Source organism: Microbulbifer bruguierae (assembly GCF_029869925.1).
Lineage (GTDB): Bacteria > Pseudomonadota > Gammaproteobacteria > Pseudomonadales > Cellvibrionaceae > Microbulbifer > Microbulbifer bruguierae.
The window spans coordinates 1,774,775-1,795,000 of record NZ_CP118605.1 but is presented as its reverse complement, the minus strand read 5'-3'; the positions used below and the strand labels follow the sequence as shown (position 1 = coordinate 1,795,000).

The 20,226-nt window shown below is 56.2% G+C and carries 14 protein-coding genes and 2 rRNA genes (1 of these 16 running past the window's edge); 12 read left to right on the top strand and 4 right to left on the bottom strand.

Going from position 1 to position 20,226, the window contains the following annotated elements:
* The 3 genes from PVT68_RS07700 to PVT68_RS07690 all read left to right on the top strand — a co-directional run.
* Nucleotides 1–2,622 (top strand): 23S ribosomal RNA (locus PVT68_RS07700) (it extends 262 nt beyond the left edge of the window).
* A gap of 222 nt (nt 2,623–2,844) precedes the next feature.
* Nucleotides 2,845–2,960 (top strand): 5S ribosomal RNA (rrf, locus tag PVT68_RS07695).
* A gap of 597 nt (nt 2,961–3,557) precedes the next feature.
* Nucleotides 3,558–4,037 carry a glutathione peroxidase gene (locus tag PVT68_RS07690; protein WP_280322132.1) on the top strand — a complete coding sequence of 160 codons (480 nt, stop codon included), beginning with the start codon at nt 3,558–3,560 and terminating at the stop codon, nt 4,035–4,037.
* Nucleotides 4,038–4,118: 81 nt separating this feature from the next.
* Here PVT68_RS07690 and PVT68_RS07685 read toward each other — a convergent pair whose 3' ends face one another.
* Complete coding sequence (locus tag PVT68_RS07685; protein ID WP_280322131.1) at nt 4,119–4,400, bottom strand: hypothetical protein; 282 nt, start codon at nt 4,398–4,400, stop codon at nt 4,119–4,121.
* A 173-nt stretch (nt 4,401–4,573) separates the two neighbouring features.
* Here PVT68_RS07685 and PVT68_RS07680 point away from each other — a divergent pair, with 173 nt between their 5' ends.
* The 4 genes from PVT68_RS07680 to PVT68_RS07665 all read left to right on the top strand — a co-directional run bounded on the left by PVT68_RS07680 (nt 4,574) and on the right by PVT68_RS07665 (nt 8,999).
* Nucleotides 4,574–6,109, top strand: a complete 1,536-nt coding sequence (locus tag PVT68_RS07680; RefSeq protein WP_280322130.1) for a 2-isopropylmalate synthase — start codon at nt 4,574–4,576, stop codon at nt 6,107–6,109.
* A gap of 23 nt (nt 6,110–6,132) precedes the next feature.
* Nucleotides 6,133–6,942, top strand: coding sequence for a hypothetical protein (locus PVT68_RS07675; protein WP_280322129.1), 810 nt, complete (start codon nt 6,133–6,135; stop codon nt 6,940–6,942).
* Nucleotides 6,943–7,075: 133 nt separating this feature from the next.
* A complete protein-coding gene (gene rimI / locus PVT68_RS07670) occupies nt 7,076–7,477 on the top strand; it encodes a ribosomal protein S18-alanine N-acetyltransferase (RefSeq protein WP_280322128.1) in 402 nt (133 codons plus the stop codon).
* A 136-nt stretch (nt 7,478–7,613) separates the two neighbouring features.
* Complete coding sequence (locus PVT68_RS07665; protein WP_280322127.1) at nt 7,614–8,999, top strand: MATE family efflux transporter; 1,386 nt, start codon at nt 7,614–7,616, stop codon at nt 8,997–8,999.
* A 57-nt stretch (nt 9,000–9,056) separates the two neighbouring features.
* Here PVT68_RS07665 and PVT68_RS07660 read toward each other — a convergent pair whose 3' ends face one another.
* A complete protein-coding gene (locus PVT68_RS07660) occupies nt 9,057–10,841 on the bottom strand; it encodes an aminopeptidase P family protein (RefSeq protein WP_280322126.1) in 1,785 nt (594 codons plus the stop codon).
* A gap of 250 nt (nt 10,842–11,091) precedes the next feature.
* Here PVT68_RS07660 and PVT68_RS07655 point away from each other — a divergent pair, with 250 nt between their 5' ends.
* The 5 genes from PVT68_RS07655 (at nt 11,092) to tpx (ending at nt 15,933) form a co-directional block, all read left to right on the top strand.
* On the top strand, nt 11,092–12,675 hold the full coding sequence (locus PVT68_RS07655) for a peptide chain release factor 3 (RefSeq protein ID WP_280322125.1): 1,584 nt from the start codon (nt 11,092–11,094) through the stop codon (nt 12,673–12,675).
* Between the two features lie 74 nt (nt 12,676–12,749).
* A complete protein-coding gene (locus tag PVT68_RS07650) occupies nt 12,750–13,373 on the top strand; it encodes a lysophospholipid acyltransferase family protein (RefSeq protein ID WP_280322124.1) in 624 nt (207 codons plus the stop codon).
* A gap of 88 nt (nt 13,374–13,461) precedes the next feature.
* Nucleotides 13,462–13,800 (top strand): hypothetical protein, encoded by a 339-nt coding sequence (locus tag PVT68_RS07645; RefSeq protein WP_280322123.1) that lies wholly within the window; start codon nt 13,462–13,464, stop codon nt 13,798–13,800.
* Between the two features lie 58 nt (nt 13,801–13,858).
* A complete protein-coding gene (locus PVT68_RS07640) occupies nt 13,859–15,301 on the top strand; it encodes a M20/M25/M40 family metallo-hydrolase (protein WP_280322122.1) in 1,443 nt (480 codons plus the stop codon).
* A gap of 137 nt (nt 15,302–15,438) precedes the next feature.
* Nucleotides 15,439–15,933, top strand: coding sequence for a thiol peroxidase (gene tpx / locus PVT68_RS07635; protein ID WP_280322121.1), 495 nt, complete (start codon nt 15,439–15,441; stop codon nt 15,931–15,933).
* A 70-nt stretch (nt 15,934–16,003) separates the two neighbouring features.
* On the opposite strand, the gene PVT68_RS07630 is transcribed toward tpx, so the two are convergent.
* Nucleotides 16,004–17,890, bottom strand: a complete 1,887-nt coding sequence (locus PVT68_RS07630) for an MFS transporter (RefSeq protein ID WP_280322119.1) — start codon at nt 17,888–17,890, stop codon at nt 16,004–16,006.
* Between the two features lie 188 nt (nt 17,891–18,078).
* The gene (locus tag PVT68_RS07625; RefSeq protein ID WP_280322118.1) at nt 18,079–20,169 is read right to left on the bottom strand and encodes a M13 family metallopeptidase; all 2,091 of its coding nucleotides are present in this window, start codon (nt 20,167–20,169) and stop codon (nt 18,079–18,081) included.
* Between the last annotated feature and the right edge of the window lie 57 nt (nt 20,170–20,226).

The following is a 20,226-nucleotide window of genomic DNA, read 5'->3' as shown; positions in this document are numbered from 1 at the left end:
CCCTTAAGCTCTTTATGTTTTAGTGGAAGGATCTGGAAAGTTCCGCGATACAGGGTGATAGCCCCGTACACGAAAAGGCACATTGAGTGAAATCGAGTAGGTCGGGACACGTGTTATCTTGACTGAATATGGGGGGACCATCCTCCAAGGCTAAATACTCCCAGCTGACCGATAGTGAACCAGTACCGTGAGGGAAAGGCGAAAAGAACCCCGGAGAGGGGAGTGAAATAGAACCTGAAACCGTATACGTACAAGCAGTAGGAGCAGACTTGTTCTGTGACTGCGTACCTTTTGTATAATGGGTCAGCGACTTATTGTCTGTAGCAAGGTTAACCGCATAGGGGAGCCGTAGAGAAATCGAGTCTTAATAGGGCGTTTAGTTGCAGGCAATAGACCCGAAACCCGGCGATCTATCCATGGGCAGGTTGAAGGTTGAGTAACATCAACTGGAGGACCGAACCCACTAATGTTGAAAAATTAGGGGATGACCTGTGGATCGGAGTGAAAGGCTAATCAAGCCGGGAGATAGCTGGTTCTCCTCGAAAGCTATTTAGGTAGCGCCTCGCGTCTCACCCTGCGGCGTAGAGCACTGTTTGGGCTAGGGGGTCATCCCGACTTACCAACCCCATGCAAACTCCGAATACCGAGGAGTGCAATCGCGGGAGACACACGGCGGGTGCTAACGTCCGTCGTGAAAAGGGAAACAACCCAGACCGCCAGCTAAGGTCCCAAATACCAGTTAAGTGGGAAACGATGTGGGAAGGCCCAGACAGCTAGGAGGTTGGCTTAGAAGCAGCCATCCTTTAAAGAAAGCGTAATAGCTCACTAGTCGAGTCGGCCCGCGCGGAAGATATACCGGGGCTCAAACTGGTAACCGAAGCTGCGGATGCAACTATGTTGCATGGTAGAGGAGCGTTGTGTAAGCCGCTGAAGGTGGACTGTGAGGTCTGCTGGAGGTATCACAAGTGCGAATGCTGACATGAGTAACGACAAGGGGGGTGAAAAACCTCCCCGCCGGAAGACCAAGGGTTCCTGTCCAACGCTAATCGGGACAGGGTTAGTCGGCCCCTAAGGCGAGGGCGAAAGCCGTAGTCGATGGGAAACAGGTTAATATTCCTGTACTTGCAATTGCTGCGATGGAGTGACGGAGAAGGCTAGGCCAGCATGGCGATTGGTTGTCCATGTTTAAGGTAGTAGGCTGGGGACTTAGGCAAATCCGGGTCCCTAAGGCTGAGAGCTGATGACGAGTCTCTTTAAGAGACGAAGTGGTTGATGCCCTGCTTCCAGGAAAAACTTCTAAGCTTCAGGCAATTGTGAACCGTACTCTAAACCGACACAGGTGGTCAGGTAGAGAATACCAAGGCGCTTGAGAGAACTCTGGTGAAGGAACTAGGCAAAATGGTACCGTAACTTCGGGAGAAGGTACGCCGCTGACGGTGATCGGACTTGCTCCGTAAGCTGTTGGCGGTCGAAGTGACCAGTTGGCTGCGACTGTTTATTAAAAACATAGCACTCTGCAAACACGTAAGTGGACGTATAGGGTGTGACGCCTGCCCGGTGCCGGAAGGTTAATTGATGGGGTTAGCGTAAGCGAAGCTCTTGATCGAAGCCCCGGTAAACGGCGGCCGTAACTATAACGGTCCTAAGGTAGCGAAATTCCTTGTCGGGTAAGTTCCGACCTGCACGAATGGCGTAACGATGGCCAAGCTGTCTCCACCAGAGACTCAGTGAAATTGAAATCGCTGTTAAGATGCAGTGTACCCGCGGCTAGACGGAAAGACCCCGTGAACCTTTACTATAGCTTTGCACTGAACTTTGAGCCTACTTGTGTAGGATAGGTGGGAGGCTTTGAAGCAGTGACGCCAGTCACTGTGGAGCCATCCTTGAAATACCACCCTGGTATGTTTGAGGTTCTAACTCTGGTCCATGATCTGGATCGAGGACAGTGTATGGTGGGTAGTTTGACTGGGGCGGTCTCCTCCCAAAGAGTAACGGAGGAGTACGAAGGTGCACTCAGCATGGTCGGAAATCATGCAATGAGCATAATGGTATAAGTGCGCTTGACTGCGAGTCAGACATGACGAGCAGGTACGAAAGTAGGTCATAGTGATCCGGTGGTTCTGTATGGAAGGGCCATCGCTCAACGGATAAAAGGTACTCCGGGGATAACAGGCTGATACCGCCCAAGAGTTCACATCGACGGCGGTGTTTGGCACCTCGATGTCGGCTCATCACATCCTGGGGCTGAAGCCGGTCCCAAGGGTATGGCTGTTCGCCATTTAAAGTGGTACGCGAGCTGGGTTTAGAACGTCGTGAGACAGTTCGGTCCCTATCTGCCGTGGGCGTTGGAGATTTGAGAAGAGTTGCTCCTAGTACGAGAGGACCGGAGTGAACGAACCTCTGGTGTTCGGGTTGTCACGCCAGTGGCATTGCCCGGTAGCTATGTTCGGACGGGATAACCGCTGAAAGCATCTAAGCGGGAAGCCTCCTTCAAGATGAGATCTCCCTGACTCCTTGAGAGTCCTGAAGGGCCGTGGAAGACTACCACGTTGATAGGCTGGGTGTGGAAGCGTTGTGAGGCGTTGAGCTAACCAGTACTAATTGCCCGTGCGGCTTGACCATACAACAGAGATGGTTACTAACGATTGACTGATCGAATGAGATCAGCGGATTGTGAGCCGAGAGACGCAGTGTTCGATTGATCGACTTGCGGTGTATTACTACAGAATGTTTTACCGAAGTATTTGGGTTGACTGTTATCGCTAAAAAGCGAGTGCAAACGGACAGTCAAGCGGCAGCGCAGGGCAAAGAGCCCATAAGACCAAGCCAACCCAAGCCAGTTTGCCTGACGACAATAGAGTTGTGGAACCACCTGATCCCTTGCCGAACTCAGAAGTGAAACGCAACATCGCCGATGGTAGTGTGGGGCTTCCCCATGTGAGAGTAGGTCATCGTCAGGCTTCAAATCCGAAAGGCCGTACAGGGAACTGTACGGCCTTTCTTCTTTTACACCTGCCGATGACCAATTTCGCTGCGCGCAATGGTCATGGTGATTCGAGCCCAAGGCTCTCACCCTCCGGGCTGCCTACGGCAGTCCAAAGCTGCTCGCAGCTTTGTCAGGCATCTAAAAAAGAAAACCCCCGCAAGGAATCCTGCGGGGGTTTTGTTTTTTGGATACGATGAATTTTTTCCAAAAGCTCTGATCGCTAACGCGGTCAGGGCTTTTTTCGTTTGTGAAATCGAATTTTTAGGTTAATTGGCGGCGGGAAACCGCTCAAAACCCCGCTGTCGCTTTTTTAAACGCTCATCCAAACCCAGTAACCACGCCGCTCACACCCAATATCCCGGACTTATCCCCAGGTCTGTCCAGTGTTTCTGTGAGTAATGTGCATGTGGATAACATGAAAAACACCAATAAAATCAGTTTTCCACAATAAGGGCGCCAGCCTGGACGTAGCTCTGCTCGCAGTGCATGGCGGGAAAACATTGCCAATTGTTTTGTGCACAATTAACGTGGTCTCAATTTGAGTTTGGACGACTACACCAAGGAGATTTCCGTGAACGACCTCTATGCCATACCCGTAACCACTCATGACGGCCGTGAGACCACTCTCGCTGAGTTCAAAGGAAAGGTGATGCTGCTGGTCAACACTGCCAGCAAATGTGGATTCACGCCCCAGTACCAGGGGCTGGAAGATCTGTACCGGAAATTCAAAGACAAAGGGCTGGTGGTGCTGGGATTTCCCTGTAATCAGTTTGGGCAGCAGGAACCTGGTAGTGATAGCGAAATACAGGAATTCTGTGAGCTTAACTACGGAGTGAGTTTCCCGGTGTACGCGAAATTGGATGTGAATGGTGAAAAGGCACATCCCCTGTTTAGCCACCTGAAAAAGGCGGCGCCAGGTATCCTCGGTACAGAGGGCATAAAGTGGAATTTCACCAAGTTCCTGGTAAATCGTGAAGGTGAGGTGGTTAACCGCTACGCGCCCAAAGACAAGCCGGAAGCACTGAGGGTGGATATCGAACAATTGTTGTGAATTCGCAGGCCCCGCCATTTGCGGGGTCATTTCTGGCTTGAGATTTTACCACGTAGAATTTCTCAAATTAGGACGGGTGTTTTATGTTTTCTGTGTCGGTGCCCATATTTTTGCTTTAAGGTGGCAATATTTCTGTTTAAGTAGGATGGTTGTTGATCTGTGCGGGGCCGCAGGCGTATAGTCCTGCACTGTCACCGCGCCGCGGTGGGCGTGGAAATCCATCAACCAGATTGAAGCAGCAGCCATGAATGTCACTGTCCCCACTATCCCGATAGTGCCGGTCCGGTGCCCGGAAAGCTCCGGACCTATGTCGATGACCTTTGCGAGCCAATATTCCATTCCCTTTTTGCGCGCCAGCGCCAAACTCACCTGCCTGCTAGCTTATCCCCTGCTAACGCGCCACCTGCGACTAGCGTACTGCGGCATATAATTTTATCCGCACACCACCAGACAGAATTCCGCACTAAATTTGAGTAGCGCATAGACAGCGCAGTTACCGCTGTTTAGCCTCGGGCCAGACTAGGAGAAGAGCCCTGATGAACACTAAAAAAGATAAATTAGTCATATTTGATACTACATTGCGCGATGGCGAGCAGAGCCCCGGCGCTTCCATGACCAAGGAGGAAAAGGTCCGCATTGCCACCATGCTGGAACGCATGAAGGTAGATGTGATTGAAGCGGGCTTTGCCATTGCCAGCCAGGGCGATTTCGAAGCGGTGCAGGCGGTGGCCGAGACCGTCAAGGACTCTACCGTATGCAGTCTTGCCCGCGCCGTTGGACCGGATATTCTGCGCGCTGCTGAGGCGTTGAAAAAGGCCAACTCCGGCCGTATCCATACCTTTATTGCCACTTCGCCTATTCATATGAAGTACAAACTGCAGATGGAGCCGGAAGCGGTACTGCAGCGGGCGGTGGAAGCGGTTACGACGGCACGCCGCTTTACGGACGATGTGGAATTTTCCCTCGAAGATGGCAGCCGTTCGGAGCCGGAATTCATGTACCGGATCATTGAGGCGGTGATCAAGGCGGGTGCCCGCACCATTAACATTCCCGATACCGTGGGTTACGGAGAGCCGGGTGAGTATGGTGCGATGTTCCGACGGGTGATTGAGAGTGTGCCTAATTCAGATCTCGCCATTTTCTCCACCCACTGCCATAACGACTTGGGATTGGCGGTGGCCAACTCCCTGTCTGCGGTGATGAATGGTGTACGCCAGGTAGAGTGCACTATCAATGGTCTCGGCGAGCGCGCAGGCAATGCATCTCTCGAGGAGATCGTAATGGCAGTGCGGACCCGGCAGGATCTGTACCCCGTGGATACCCGTATCGATGCCAGTCATATCGTGCCCACTTCCCGTCTGGTGTCGTCGATTACCGGATTCCCTGTACAGCCGAACAAGGCTATCGTCGGCGCCAACGCGTTTGCCCACGAGTCCGGCATTCACCAGGACGGTATTCTCAAACACCGCGAAACCTACGAAATCATGCGTGCAGAGGATGTGGGCTGGGGAAACAATCGCCTGGTTCTGGGTAAGCACTCCGGGCGCGCCGCGGTGAAGGCTCGCTACGAAGAATTGGGCGTGACCTTTGCGGACTCGGCAGAGTTCAACGTACTGTTTCAGCGTTTCAAAGATCTCGCGGATAAGAAACACGAAATCTTCGACGAAGACCTGCAGTCGTTGATCTCCGGTGCCTCGGAACCGGTAGAGCTCTACCAGTTGCAGGATCTCGATGTGCGCAGCAAGAGCGGCAGCAATCCGCAGGCGCAGCTTCAGCTGGTTATCGACGGTGAAGTGACATCCTGCAGCGCAGAGGGCAGTGGTCCGGTGGACGCCACGTTCAAAGCCATCGAGTCCGTAGTGGGCAGCAATGCAGACCTGAAACTGTACTCTGTGAACGCTGTGACTCAGGGAACTGACTCTCAAGGCAGCGTGACCGTGCGGCTCGAACTCGACGGGAAACTGGTCAATGGCGTGGGCGCGGATACAGATATTCTGGTTGCATCCGCCAAAGCTTATCTGGATGCTTTAAACTTGCTGGCCAGCAAAGGCAGTAAGCCGCAAGGCGTTTAATCGGGTAGCAGGCGGGAGTCAGTGTGAACGAACGGCAACGGACGGAATATTTAACGGCATTGGGTGTGACCAGTTATATGCCCAGATTCCGTCTGCCACTGGCTCCGGAGCCATTGCAGGCGGTGCTGCCGTCTCCGGTCGAGGGCGAGGCCCTGGAGGATGCTCCGGCGGCGGCCCTGATGGCGGCGGTTGGTGGCTCCGGGAATACCAGTGATCCCGCTACCGTGGCGACCCTGGAGGAACCTGTCGCTGACGCCGGTGCGCGGCCACCGGCCATTGAGCCCCAAGTAAGCCGGGTCATCGGCAGTATCACCGCGGAAACCCGCATTGCTCCGGCAGCGCCCAAGCAGGTAGCGATTGCGCCTCGCGAGCCCAGTGTTGGCCCCTTTGTGCTCAATTGCTGGTGGTTGGGGGAGGAGCTGCTTGCCGTTGACAGCCGTGAGCCTGGTACTGCGTTACCGGTGGAAGCCCTGTTTGGAAATATTGCCCGCGCGCTTGGCTGGCATCAGCTGGGCACGGAAAAAGACAAGCTGAAATGGCCAATGGCCGAAAATCCCTTTGCCGCCGCAGCCGGCGCCTCTGATGCCCGCGATACCTGCAGTAGCTGGCTGGAGGCGGCCTACGCCAGAAAGCCGGTGAAGTCCATCTGGCTGATGGGGAGTCAGGCGCGGGAATACTGCGCACCGTTGTCGATGGATGAGGCAGTTGCGGACTGGCACGGGACAAAAGTCATTGTCATGCCCAGCCTCACTGAGCTATTGCGAGACCCCTTACGCAAGCGAGAACTGTGGCAACTGCTACGCAAGCAGTATCCCGAGCAGACTCGTCGCTAAAACGACCCGCCGCCCACGTGGCCGCGCACGGAAGTTCGCCTCTGTGAATTCGCCCCCGAAAGATATTTCTCCCTCACCTTCCTCTGACACAGCGCTTCGCCTCGAGCGGGCCGCCTCGGAGGATTGTGACGCGTTGGCGATACTCGCCCGCAGCGCCCACAGTCACCCCTGGAGTGAAGCTCAGTATCGCGACAGCCTCGCTTCCGGTCATCAGTGCTGGATATTGCGTGCAGAGTGCGGCGATATCGCCGCCTGCTGCGTCGCCAGCCAGGTATTTGATGAACTGGAAATCCTCGATGTCGCGGTGGCGCCACAGTGGCGCCGGCGAGGGCTGGGCGCAAGGCTTTTACAGCAGGTTTTCGCGCAGCTGCCAGAAGACGTCGCGCGGGTGTTACTGGAGGTGCGAGCCTCCAATCGCGCTGCCCGCGGCCTGTATCACAAGCTCGGATTTTCCGAAGACGGTCGCCGCAAAAATTATTACCCGAAGGCCGACGGAAGCCGGGAAGATGCGTTGCTTATGAGCCTGGATCTCTGACACGGGTACATTGTAAGCGGAACGGATTTTCCATGCCGGCCGTCGAATTTTCCGGGCTGAGGCCCTAGAATAGTCGTTCAATTTTTAGCGCCTTCTTTAGAGATAGCGCACTACCTCGCCGGTTTTCACCACACCCATGCCCAGTAGCAAAAACCCCTCATTACTTGACGGCTCCGTCGCCGGCCATCTGCAGCGCCTGGCGTTACCCATGGTCTGGGGCATTCTCGCCACCATGTCATTCAACGTGGTGGATACCTATTTTGTAGCCCAGTTGGGAGATGCACCACTGGCTGCGATGAGTTTTACCTTCCCCGTGGTGATGGTCGTTAACGCACTGGCCATCGGCCTGGGAGCGGGAACCTCATCCGCCGTGGCAAGGGCCTATGGCGCGGGTGACATGGCGCAGGTGAAACGGTTGGTGAGCGACGCCACCTTGCTGGCGTTGCTGATCGCAACATTGGTCAGTGTAACGGGGCTGCTGACTGTAGAGCCGTTGTTCCGGTTGCTGGGTGCCCAGGAGCGGCTGCTGCCACTCATTGGTGACTATATGGTGACCTGGTATCTGGGGGCGGTATTTGCAGTGGTGCCGATGGTATCGCTGTCGGCGCTGCGCGCCATCGGCAACAGCGCCCTAACCGGGCGGATCATGCTGGCGGTGGCGTTGTTTAACCTGATTCTCGATCCATTGCTGATTTTCGGCCTATTCGGTTTCCCGCGGCTGGAGCTGGAAGGGGCGGCACTGGCTACGGTCATTGCGCGGGGGCTGAGCTTCGCCATAGCGCTCTACATACTGGTGAGCCGGGAGCAGATACTGGCACTGCCTAGCCGGCACTGGCCGCAACTGAAGGCATCGTGGCGGAGTTTGTTGTCGGTAGGGCTGCCGGCGATTGCCACCAACGTGATCATTCCCATGTCTGGCGGCGTGGTGGTAGCACTGGTGGCCGCTCATGGTGCTGATGCGGTCGCGGGGCTTGGAGTGGCGCTGCGTATCGAGCCTGTGGCGCTGATCGTGTTTTACGCCCTTTCATCCGTAGTTGGACCGTTCATGGGACAGAACGCCGGGGCGGGGATACATGAGCGCTTGCAGCAGACCATATCGGTGCTGGCGCGGTTCTGTATCTTTTTCGGGGTGGGTATGGCTGTGTTGCTGTGGCTGCTGGGTGCACCGCTAGTCTCTCTTTTCAGCGACTCGCCACAGGTGGTCGCTGTGGCGGTGGCTTATCTGAGCCTGGTGCCATTCAGCTATGCGGGTTACGGGTTTGTGATGTCGGCGAATGCTGCCTTCAATGGCCTCGGTCACCCCCTTCCCGCGACCCTGATTTCCTTTTTGCGGGTGCTGGGCCTCTATCTGCCGCTGGCATGGCTGGGCAACAAACTCTGGGGTATTCAGGGGCTGTTCGTGGCCACTCTGGTTTCCAATCTGTTGCTGGGAGGAGTGGCCTGGTGGTGGCTGCGGGGTTACCTGGCTGCGCGGGCTGCCGAGTCAGAGAGTGGGATGGGCAAGAGTGTGCTGGCCAAGTAACAGCGATTCACTGTTTGAAACGCCCGCGCAAACAAGGCGCGCGGGCGTCGTAGGCATCTACAGTACCTCGCCCCTGGCGATCGGTTTGGTGGCCGCCTGCAGCCACTCCTGGGTTTGCTCGTTGACCAGTGGCAGCAGAGCTTCCCGTACTTTCCGGTGGTAGCGGTTCAGCCATTCCAGCTCGCTGTCGCTCAGCAGCGTCGGCTCAATCAGATGGCGATCAATGGGTGCCAGAGTCAGATCTTCAAACTCCAGAAAGCCCGGGTAGTCGGCACTCTCCTTCACAAAGATCAGGTTCTCTATGCGGATGCCGTACTCGTCGGTGAGATAAAACCCCGGTTCGTTGGAGACAATCATCCCGGCCTCTAGCGCCACATTGGTGGCAGCCTTGCCAATCCGCTGGGGTCCCTCGTGTACACTGAGAAAACTGCCCACACCGTGGCCGGTGCCGTGGGCGTAATCCAGTCCCGCATCCCACAGCGATTTCCGTGCAAAGGCATCGATTTGTTCGCCGCAGGTGCCGATGGGAAAACGCAAGGTGGCAATGGCGATATGCCCCTTGAGTACACGGGTAAAGTGCTCTTTTGCTGGTGCCGGGAATGCTCCCAGTGCCACGGTGCGGGTGACATCTGTGGTGCCATCCGGGTACTGACCACCGGAATCGATCAGGTAGATACCCTCCGCCTTCATCGGCAGGCTGGATTCTGGGCTGACCCGGTAGTGGACGATGGCGCCGTTGCCGCGATAGCCGGAAATGGAATCGAAACTGTCGTCGGTAAAGCCCTCGCGAAGTTCGCGTTTGCTGCGTAGCAGTTGCACGGCTTCCAGTTCGCCAAAGTTTTCCTGCTGCACCGCCTTAGGTAGTTCCGCGAGAAATTCGCACAGGGCGGCGCCGTCGCGAACGTGCGCAGCGCGACTGCCAGCCAGCTCGACGGCATTTTTGCGTGCCTTGGCGCCGGTGATGGGGTCTCGTTCCAGCAGCAGGTGCATTTCCCGGTTTCTGAGCTGTTGCAGGGTCCAGCAGTTGGTCAGAAGCGGATCCGCCCAGACTTTCTGTACATGCTGCCGTTCGGCGGCGGCAAACAGTTGGGGTTTGTCACTGACGAGTTCTACTTCCCTTCCCAGGTGTTGGCGCAGGGCGTCGCTGCTGGCGCCGTCCGCCAGATACAGGGTCGCACTGCCGTCCTGGTAGAGAAATCCCATAGACAGCGCCACCGGCAAGTGAGGAATATCACTACCGCGGATATTGAACAGCCAGGCACAGACTTCCGGATTGGCAAGCCACAGGGCATCCTGTTTTTTATCCGTGAGTAACTGGGCAATACGCTGGCGTTTGCTGGCGGAATCTTCGCCGGTGAAGGTATGGGGGTGGGGACATGCCACGCCATTGGGAGAGGCAGGGCGGTTTTCCCAGATACGGTCGATGGGGTTGTCATCCAGAGGGCGCAGCAGAATGCCGCACTCAGTGAGCCGCTTTTTCAGCGGGGCCAGTGCAGGCTCGGTATGCAGGCGCGGATCGTAGCCGAGAGTATCCCCTTCATTCAGCGCGTCACACAGCCAGTTGGCGATGTCGGCAGCGGATAGGCTTTGCTGTTCGATGGGTTGAGAGCCAATTTCCTGCGCCGCCTGCAAGGTGTAACGGCCATCGACGAACAGCGCGTTGCGATCGCGAGCGAGAGCGGCGAGGCCCGCGGAGCCGGTGAACCCGGTAAGCCAGGCGAGGCGCTCGTCAGCGGCGGGTACATACTCGTTCTGGTATTCATCGCCGCGGGGGACCAGGAATGCATCGATTTGCTGGCCAACCAGCTCAGATCTCAGCCGCTGGAGTCGCGTAGGGTTCATGGGGTTCCTCTGGGTTTATGACTTAAAGACCATAGGCAGTGTAACAGCCATGGATGCGCGCAAGCTGCACTCTTCGGAAGCCAAATTACATGCTCGAATTCCGAAACCGTGAAATCTCGTCGCCGGCAACAGGTCCCACGCTGGTGACCCGATGTTCACAGGCATGCATAGTCTGACGAGTTCCACCCGCTTCCCTGGGCCTGGACGTGTATAATGCGCCCCTTATTTTAGCTGTATCACCACCAAGACTATGGGCCAGAGTTCTTCACTGGCGGGCATCAATGGCCGCCGCACCTTCGCCATCATTTCCCACCCGGACGCCGGTAAGACCACGGTGACCGAAAAGCTCCTGTTGTTCGGAAATGCCATTCAGCTGGCGGGCTCGGTCAAGGGCAAAAAGGGCCCCCACGCGCGCTCGGACTGGATGACCATGGAGCAGGAGCGGGGTATCTCCGTGACTTCCTCGGTGATGCAGTTCCCCTATAAGCAGCGAGTGGTTAACCTGCTGGATACCCCGGGGCATGAAGACTTCTCGGAGGACACCTACCGGGTGCTCACCGCCGTGGACTCGGCACTGATGGTGATCGACGGGGCCAAAGGTGTGGAGGACCGCACCATCAAGCTGATGAACGTGTGTCGTCTGCGTACCACGCCGATCCTGTCATTCATCAACAAGCTGGACCGGGATATCCGCGACCCCATCGAGGTGATGGACGAGATCGAGGAAGTACTGAACATCAAGGCGGCGCCAATCAATTGGCCGCTCTCTTCCGGCAAAAATTTCAAGGGCGTGTACAACCTGTACACGGACACTATCCATGTGTTCAAGCAGGGGCAGGGACACACGATTCCCGACGATATCCAGATCAAGGGATTGGATTCCGCCGAGGCCGACGCCCTGCTCGGTGAATATGCGGACGATATCCGAGATGAAATCGATCTGGTGCGTGGCGCGACCCACGAATTTGACCTGGACGAGTACCGCGAGGGCAAGTTGACCCCGGTATTTTTCGGTACTGCGCTGGGTAACTTCGGCGTGCGAGAGATGTTGGATGGCTTTGTGGAGTGGGCCCCGGGCCCGCAGCCGCGGGAGACCAGCGAGCGCACGGTAGAACCCGAGGAAGACAAGTTCACCGGTTTTGTGTTCAAGATCCAGGCAAATATGGACCCGAAACACCGCGACCGCATCGCGTTTATGCGAGTGTGCTCGGGAACCTATAACCGGGGCATGAAGATGAAGCACGTTCGCATCGGCAAGGATGTGAAAATCGCCGATGCAGTGACCTTTATGGCGGGCGACCGCACCCATGTGGAAGTGGCCATTGCCGGCGATATCATCGGGCTGCACAACCACGGCACCATTCAGATTGGCGATACCTTTACCGAGGGCGAGAGCCTGAAGTTTACGGGCATTCCCAACTTTGCCCCGGAACTGTTTCGCCGCATCCGCCTGAAGGACCCGCTGAAACTGAAGCAGTTACAGAAAGGCCTACAGCAGTTGTCGGAAGAAGGATCCACCCAGGTGTTTTTCCCCCTGGACAACAATGACATCATTGTTGGCGCGGTGGGGGTGCTGCAGTTTGAGGTGGTAGCTTACCGCCTGAAAGATGAATACAAGGTGGAAGCCATTTACGAAAATGTGAATGTAAACACTGCGCGTTGGGTAGACAGCGACAGTGCCAGGGAGCTGGAAAATTTCAAGAACAAGGCCAGTATCAACCTGGCTCTGGACGGTTCCGGCCACCTTACCTATCTGGCACCGACACGGGTTAACCTGCAACTGGCGCAGGAGCGCCACAAGGAAATACGCTTTTACGCAACCCGTGAGCATTGATCCGGAAATTTTTGCCGTAACCGTCGCATTAGCAGCAATAGTATCAGCAGTAGTAACAACAAGAGATTTTCGCAGTGACAGCCGTAAAGAAAACAACAATCCCCGCGCAGCTGCCGGAAGAAATGCCGCGGGTGGGCAACTGGTTTACCCAGGGTATCGGGCTGTTGATCGTCAAAATGCTCGGCTGGCGGTTTGACGGCAATTTCCCGGCGGAAAAGAAATTGATGGTGGCCCTGGCTCCGCACACATCCAACTGGGACTTTGTGGTAGCCATGCCATTTATCATGGCGCTCAAGCTCAAGGCCTCCTGGATGATGAAGAAAGAGGCGTTTTTCTTCCCGTTTAAAGGGCTGTTTATGGCGCTGGGTGGTATTCCTACCGATCGTTCCGCTGCCGGCGGTATGGCCAAACAGGTAGCGAACCAGTTCCGGCAGAACGAAAAAATGTGGGTTGCTATCACTCCGGAAGGCACTCGCAAGAAAGCGCACAAGTGGAAAAATGGATTCCTGCGTATCGCCAATGCGGCGGGTGTACCGGTATTGCTGGTCGCCTGGGATTTCCCCACCAAGCGAATCTGCATCGATTCCCTCTATCATCCCACCGGTGATCTGGAAGCGGATATGCAGGAAATCCAGAAGCGCTTCAGCAAGTACCGCGGGCGAAATCCGGAATATCAGACCGACATCGACACGGTCTGATTGTTGTCGCTGAGCCGGCTACTTTTCCGCGTCGTTAAGGGTCGCAGCGCAACATTTACAGGAAGCACATTTGCAGGAGGCATAGCCAATGACCATTGCCGTGACGGTATGCCTTTCATTTGCTGTGTTCGCGGTGATCGTGTGGGGGCTGATGCATATGCGCACACCGCGCTTTCGCATGGAGCGGGCCCAGTTCCAGCGCGGACTCGAAGATGTCATTGCAGGTCAGGCGGACGATAACGAGTGGCGGGCGTTGACCTGTTACCCCATGCGTCACGACCCTCCTCTGGAGCAGTTGCGCCTCGAGTGCCTGCAGATCGAGGAAGAAGAATACACCGGTAAAATACCGTATCTGTTTACTGAAGCCGGACTGAGCAAGTTGCGGGAAGTGCGCGAACGCTTGCTCGCTCTGCCTCAGCAGGATTGAGCCTCCATTGCGAGCCTCAAAACTCACAATAATTTAACGAGTTATATCGGGAGAAACTATGTTGAAGCTCATGTTGAACCCCATGTTGAACCCCATGTTGAAACCACTGATCAATGTTACTGGAGGCCTGGCAGCTGCGCTGTTGGTGGCCGCCACTCAGGCCATGCCACTCAAGCAGGAAGACGTGTCGGTAGCGGAAGTACTGCGGGATCGCGCACTGGATTCTTCCGATGCCTACAGCCTGGTGGAATCGCTTACTGTTGAAGTAGGTCCCCGCCGTGCCGGCACCGAAGGGGATGAGCGCGCGGTGGCGTGGGCGCAGCAAAAAATGAAAGACCTGGGCTTTGATCGCGTCTATACCGAGCAAATCGATGTAAAACGCTGGGTGCGCGGACACGCTCACGCAGAAGTGGTCGCGCCTTACCCGCAACCGCTGGTGGTGACTTCCCTGGGGTATGGTGCGGCGACGCCGGAAGGTGGACTGACTGCAGAAATTGTCGAGTTCGCCGATGTAGAGGCCCTGCAGAAAGCGCCGGCCCGGAAGATAAAAGGCAAGATTGCTTTTATCAACAAGCGTATGGAGCGCGCGCGTACCGGAGAAGGCTACGGTCCGGCTGCCGCGGGGCGCAGCAAGGGCATGCGTGCGGCTACAGAAAAAGGCGCCGCTGCTCTGCTGCTGCGCTCCGTGGGCACCGATTCCGACCGCTTTGCGCATACCGGAATGATGTCCATCGACGGTGTCGAAAACCCGGTACCGGCACTGGCCCTGTCGGCGCCCGATGCCAATCTGCTGGAAGCAATGCTGAAGCGCGGCAAGCCGGTGCAGGTGAAGCTAGATACCCACAACGAACGCCTGGAAAATGGCCCATCCTTCAACGTGGTCGGCGAAGTCGTTGGCCGTGAGAAGCCGGAAGAAGTGGTGCTGATTGGTGCCCACCTCGACAGCTGGGACGAAGGCACCGGTGCCCTCGACGATGGCGCTGGTGTGGCGATTGTGATGGAAACCGCACGCCTGATTGCCGAGTTGCCGCAACGTCCTCGCCGCACCCTGCGGGTGGTGTTGTTTGGTGCTGAGGAAATTGGTCTGGTGGGTGCCCGACAATATGTAGAAGCCCATGAAAATGACCTGGATAAGATCATCATGGTGTCTGAATCCGATTTCGGAGCTGGCAAGGTGTGGCGCTTTGATACCCGTATTCCGGAAAGTAAATTCGTCATCGCTGACCAGATGATGCAATTACTGGCGCCACTCGGCATTGAGCGTGGCAACAACCAGTCTTCCGGCGGCCCGGACAGCAGTGTCTTTGTTGCGCGCGGTGTGCCAGCGATGGGGCTGTTCCAGGATGGTAGTGATTACTTCGATTATCACCACACGCCAAACGATACTCTGGACAAGGTAGATCCGGAAATCCTCAAACAGAATGTCGCCGCCTGGGTGGTGATGTCTTTTCTGGCCGCCGAAATGGAAGGAAATTTCGGGCGGGTGTCCTCTGAACACTGAGCCGACAATATTCAGAAATGGTGTAATAAAAACCCCGCTTATTGCGGGGTTTTTTGTTTCTGGTATGCCAATTGACTTTGCTGTTGCCCCTCGGCATGCTGCCGGGACTTTAACCACGCTGAATAAAGGAATACCTAATGGCCACTATCACCCTGAAAGGAAACCCAATCACTACCGTTGGAGAACTGCCGGCAGTTGGTAGTCAGGCGCCGGATTTCACCCTGGTGCAGGGCGATTTGTCCGAGCTGACTCTGTCCGAGCTGGCGGGCAAGCGTGTGGTATTGAATATTTTCCCCTCCGTAGATACGCCAACCTGTGCCATGTCTGTGCGCGCATTCAATGAAAAAGTGGCGTCCCTGGACAATACGGTGGTGGTCTGTATATCGGCGGATCTGCCTTTCGCCATGACCCGTTTCTGCGGCGCTGAAGGGATTGAAAATGTGAAGCTGGGCTCTACCTTCCGCTCAGGTTTTGGCAGTGATTACGGTGTGGCATTCGAGACGGGGCCACTGAAAGGCCTGATGTCCCGTGCGGTCGTGGTTATCGATGAGAGTGGCAACGTAGCCTACACCGAACAGGTGGCAGAAACTGCCGATGAGCCGGATTACGAAGCGGCACTGGCTGCGCTGTAATCCCTTGGCTAGCAGCCCTGCGGTGAAGCAACCGCAGGGCTACACAATTTTCCCGTCAAACCAGCGCGCGCTAGCGACTCTCCCCCCGTAATCCGAGGATAGTTGCCTGCAATTGCTCAGCTTTGCACTCTGCCGCAGCAACGGGATCTCCCGCTACCACTGAAACTTTCGACCAGAATCTTCTGGGTAGCGTACTAAACGCGTTGCCGTCCTTGTGGCTGAAAAAACTGCCCCACAGTCCTCGTAAGGCCATGGGAATCACCGGTACCGGCGTGCGCTGTAGAATCTTTTCAATTCCGGCCTTGAACGGCTGTAATTCCCCGTCTTTGGTCAGCTGACCCTCGGGGAAAATACCCAGCAGGTCACCATCTTTCAGCCCTTGTTCGATAGCTTCAAACGCCTGCGCGTAGCCCTGCGGATCCTTTTCCTTTGAGCAGATGGGAATCGCGCGGCTGGTTTTGAAAATAAAGTGCAGTACCGGGATTTCGTAGATGGGCTTGTACATGATGAAACGGATTGGTCGGCGCACCGCACCGGCCAGTAACAGTGCGTCTACATAACTGACATGATTGCAGGCGATGATCGCTGGCCCCTCCGCGGGAATCTGTTCCAACCCTTCGTGTTTGACCCGGTACATGGTATGGGAGAGCAGCCAGATCAACAGGCGCATGGTGAATTCCGGCACTTTGGTAAATACAAATACCGCAACCGCCGCATTCATCAGCGCGATGATCAGGAAGAACTGGGGAATACTCGCGCCCAGCTTATTCAGGAATACGATACCCATTACCGCCGCGACCACCATAAACAAGGCATTCATCACATTGTTCACGGCAATGATGCGCGCGCGGATTTGCGGGGCCGAGCGTTCCTGCATCATCGAGTACAGAGGCACTATGTAAAAGCCGCCAAAAATACCGATCAGGGTCAGATTGGTGAGAATGGCGAAAGAGCCCTCACTGGCCCAGAAGGCGATGGCGGTCGTGGTGCCCGATGGAATGAAGGAACCGGTGGCCGTCGCGAGCAGTGCACCGGCCACGGTGAGTCCGGCAGCGCCAATCGGCACCAGTCCCAGTTCTACACGGCCGCGCGAGAGGCGTCCGCACAGTAGTGAGCCGACTGCCACGCCGACAGTGAAACAGCACAGCAGCAGGGTCACCAGGGATTCACTGCCACCCAGTACGTTGCGGGTCAGACTGGGTATCTGGGTCAGATAGGCCGCACCCAACAGCCAGAACCAGGAGATACCGATAATCGCGTAAAACACCGACGGTGTTTTTGCCGCTTCCTGCAGTATGTCCCGGGTCTGGGAAACCGGGTTGTAGTTGATGTCGATATCGGGGGCGGGAGCCGTGGCGGCGGGAATGGCGCGCGCCGCCAGGTATCCGAGAGCCGCGACGGCAATGATGATTGCGGAAATAAACACTACCCCCAGTTCACCTTCGCCGGTGTGAGCCGCCAGCAGGCCGCCGACGATGGTCCCCAGCAAGATCGATACAAAGGTGCCCATTTCCACCAGGGCATTGCCGCTTACCAGCTCAGTTTTACGCAGGTGCTGGGGCAATATCGCGTATTTCACCGGACCAAAAAATGCGGACTGAACCCCAAGTAAAAACAGCACCGTCAGGCAGAGGTAATTGTTGCCGCTGTAGAGCGCGGTTGCGCCGAAGATGGCAATGCCAATCTCCGCGAGCTTGATACGCTGGATCAGCACACTTTTGTCGGTTTTGTCGGCTACCTGTCCGGCGGTGGCTGAGAACAGAAAGAACGGCAGGATGAACAGGCCCGCGGCCAGATTGATCAGGAAGTTCGCCTGGTCCGCGGCGAGCCGGAAGGCGATCATAACGATCAGGGCATTCTTGAATACATTGTCGTTAAAGGCGCCGAGGAACTGGGTGCAGAAGAAGGGAAAAAAACGGCGGCTGCCGAGTAGCTGGAATTGATTCTGGTGGGCCATTAGGGTCTCCCGAAGTCCTTTGCTGCAATGGTAATCCATTGGCGGGGGGAGTGGGGGAGATTGTAGGGCGATGTCAGGGTAGGCGAGCAGTGGGGAAACGCGGGGGGAGGAGGCGGGCCTTGTGGCCCGCAAGCGGAGCTGGTGCTCCGCGCTCCCGGGGTTGGCAGATTATGACTACCAAATTAGTACTACCAAATTACAACGCGATCTTCTTTTGGCAGGTACATACCATCGCCTTCCTTCACGTCAAACGCGGAGTAGAACGCTTCAATATTCGGCAGTACACCTTGTACCCGGTACTCCGCAGGGGAGTGCGGATCGGTTTTCAGGCGCTCACTCAGGGCCTCATCGCGCATCTTGGCGCGCCACACCTGCGCCCAGCCGAGGAACACGCGCTGGTCGCCAGTGAAGCCGTCAATGACCGGAGCCTCTTTGCCGTTCAGAGACATTTTATAGGCCTTGTAGGCAATACCGAGGCCGGAAAGGTCACCGATATTTTCACCCAGGGTCAGTTCGCCGTTTACGTGTTCACCTTCCAGCGGTGCGAAGCCGTTGTACTGTGCAACCAGCTTGCCGGTAAGGCCTTCAAAGTTGCTGAGGTCGGAGTCGGTCCACCAGTTGTTCAGGTAGCCCTTGCCGTCAAACTTGCTGCCCTTGTCATCGAAACCGTGGCCGATCTCGTGGCCGATCACACCGCCGATACCACCGTAGTTGACGGCGTCATCTGCCTGCATATTGAAGAACGGCGGCTGCAGGATGGCTGCGGGGAATACAATCTCGTTCATCGGCGGATTGTAGTAGGCGTTTACGGTCTGTGGGCTCATACCCCACTCGCTGCGATCCAGGGGTTTACCCAGTTTGTTGCGCTCGTTCAGAGTCTCAAACAGGGTCGCGGCAATGGCATTGCCTACCAGATTGTCGGCGCTGACTTCCAGTGCGCTGTAATCGCGCCATTGGTCCGGGTAGCCAATTTTGGTGGTGAAGTTGGCGAGCTTCTCCAGTGCCTGTTGCTTGGTTTCTTCGCTCATCCAGGTGAGCGATTCGATGGATTCACCGTAGGCGGCTTTGAGGTTGTTCACCAACTCAACCATGCGCGCCTTGGCTTCCGGGGGGAAGTACTTTTCTACGTAACGTTGTCCCACCAGCTCGCCGACAGAGCCGTTAACGAATTCAACGGCGCGTTTCCAGCGCGGTTGCATCTGCTCGACACCGCGGATGGTGGTGCTGTAGAAGTCGAAGTTTGCCTGGGCAATTTCGCTGTGCAGGTAGGGCGCTGCAGAGGAAATTACCTTGATCTTGAGATAGCGCTTCCAGGTTTCGAGGTCGGTATTGGTAACAATCTGGCTGACCGCTTGCAGGTATTCAGGCTGGGCAACCATGAAGTTTTCGGCTTTTTCCAGGTGCGCCATCTGCAGGTAACTGTCCCAGTCGACGGCGGGCAGCAGTGCTTTCAGTTCAGCCACGGACTTCTTGTTGTAATATTTTTCCGGATCGCGGTTATCAACCCGGGTGCGGTGATGGGCTGCCAGGCTTTTTTCCAGTGCGTAGATGGCGTCGGCGTTGGCTTCGGCATTATCCAGCCCGGCGAGCTGCTGGACCTTCACCAGATAGTCCCGGTAAGCCTGCTGCAGTTTCTGGCCTTTTTCGGTTTCATCGAAGTAGTAATCGCGATCGGGCAGGCCGAGACCTCCTTGCCACAGTACCGCAATGTAATTTTCTACGTCTTTGAGGTCTTGCCAGATACCGGCGCCGAACGGTGTGCTGTAACCGACGGTGTCCGCATAGGCAAAGAAGTCGGTGAGATCTTTAGCGGAGTTGATCGCGTCTACTTTGGCCAATTCGCCAGCGATTGCTGTGAAGCCTTTCTTTTCGATCACCTCTTCGTTCATGAAGCTGTTGTACAGGTCGCCGATCTGCTTGGCACCGGCATTGTCGGCGTGTTCGCCGGCTTCCATGATCAGGGTCTTCACTTCTTCGGTGGCTTTGTCGCGCAGCATGTAGAAGGCGCCCCAGCTGGATTTGTCCGCGGGGATTTCCGTGTTTTTCATCCAGGTGCCGTTCACATAGCTGAAAAAGTCATCCTGTGGGCGCACGTTAGTGTCCATGGCGGAAAGGTCGATCCCGGAACTCAGCCCCGCCTGTTGGGATACGTTAGCTTCAGTCGCGGGCTTGCTGCCCTGGGTCAGTTCGGCAGCGGCGTTGTCAGACTTAGCACAGCCGGTCAGATTGATACCGGCGATAGCGCCGGCAATAGCCAAGGGTAATAGCAGTTTGTTCATGGTTGGCCTTTTGGGCTTGTTGTTTGGACTTATCGTGGTTGACCAGCGAGACGCCGG

Excerpts from the sequence above, each read along its gene's own strand:
- PVT68_RS07680 (WP_280322130.1), top strand. The coding sequence starts at position 4,574 with ATGAACACTAAAAAAGATAAATTAGTCATATTTGATACTACATTGCGC.
- PVT68_RS07665 (WP_280322127.1), top strand. The coding sequence starts at position 7,614 with ATGCCCAGTAGCAAAAACCCCTCATTACTTGACGGCTCCGTCGCCGGC.
- PVT68_RS07660 (WP_280322126.1), bottom strand. The coding sequence starts at position 10,841 with ATGAACCCTACGCGACTCCAGCGGCTGAGATCTGAGCTGGTTGGCCAG.
- PVT68_RS07655 (WP_280322125.1), top strand. The coding sequence starts at position 11,092 with ATGGGCCAGAGTTCTTCACTGGCGGGCATCAATGGCCGCCGCACCTTC.
- PVT68_RS07645 (WP_280322123.1), top strand. The coding sequence starts at position 13,462 with ATGACCATTGCCGTGACGGTATGCCTTTCATTTGCTGTGTTCGCGGTG.
- PVT68_RS07640 (WP_280322122.1), top strand. The coding sequence starts at position 13,859 with ATGTTGAAGCTCATGTTGAACCCCATGTTGAACCCCATGTTGAAACCA.
- tpx (WP_280322121.1), top strand. The coding sequence starts at position 15,439 with ATGGCCACTATCACCCTGAAAGGAAACCCAATCACTACCGTTGGAGAA.
- PVT68_RS07630 (WP_280322119.1), bottom strand. The coding sequence starts at position 17,890 with ATGGCCCACCAGAATCAATTCCAGCTACTCGGCAGCCGCCGTTTTTTT.
- PVT68_RS07625 (WP_280322118.1), bottom strand. The coding sequence starts at position 20,169 with ATGAACAAACTGCTATTACCCTTGGCTATTGCCGGCGCTATCGCCGGT.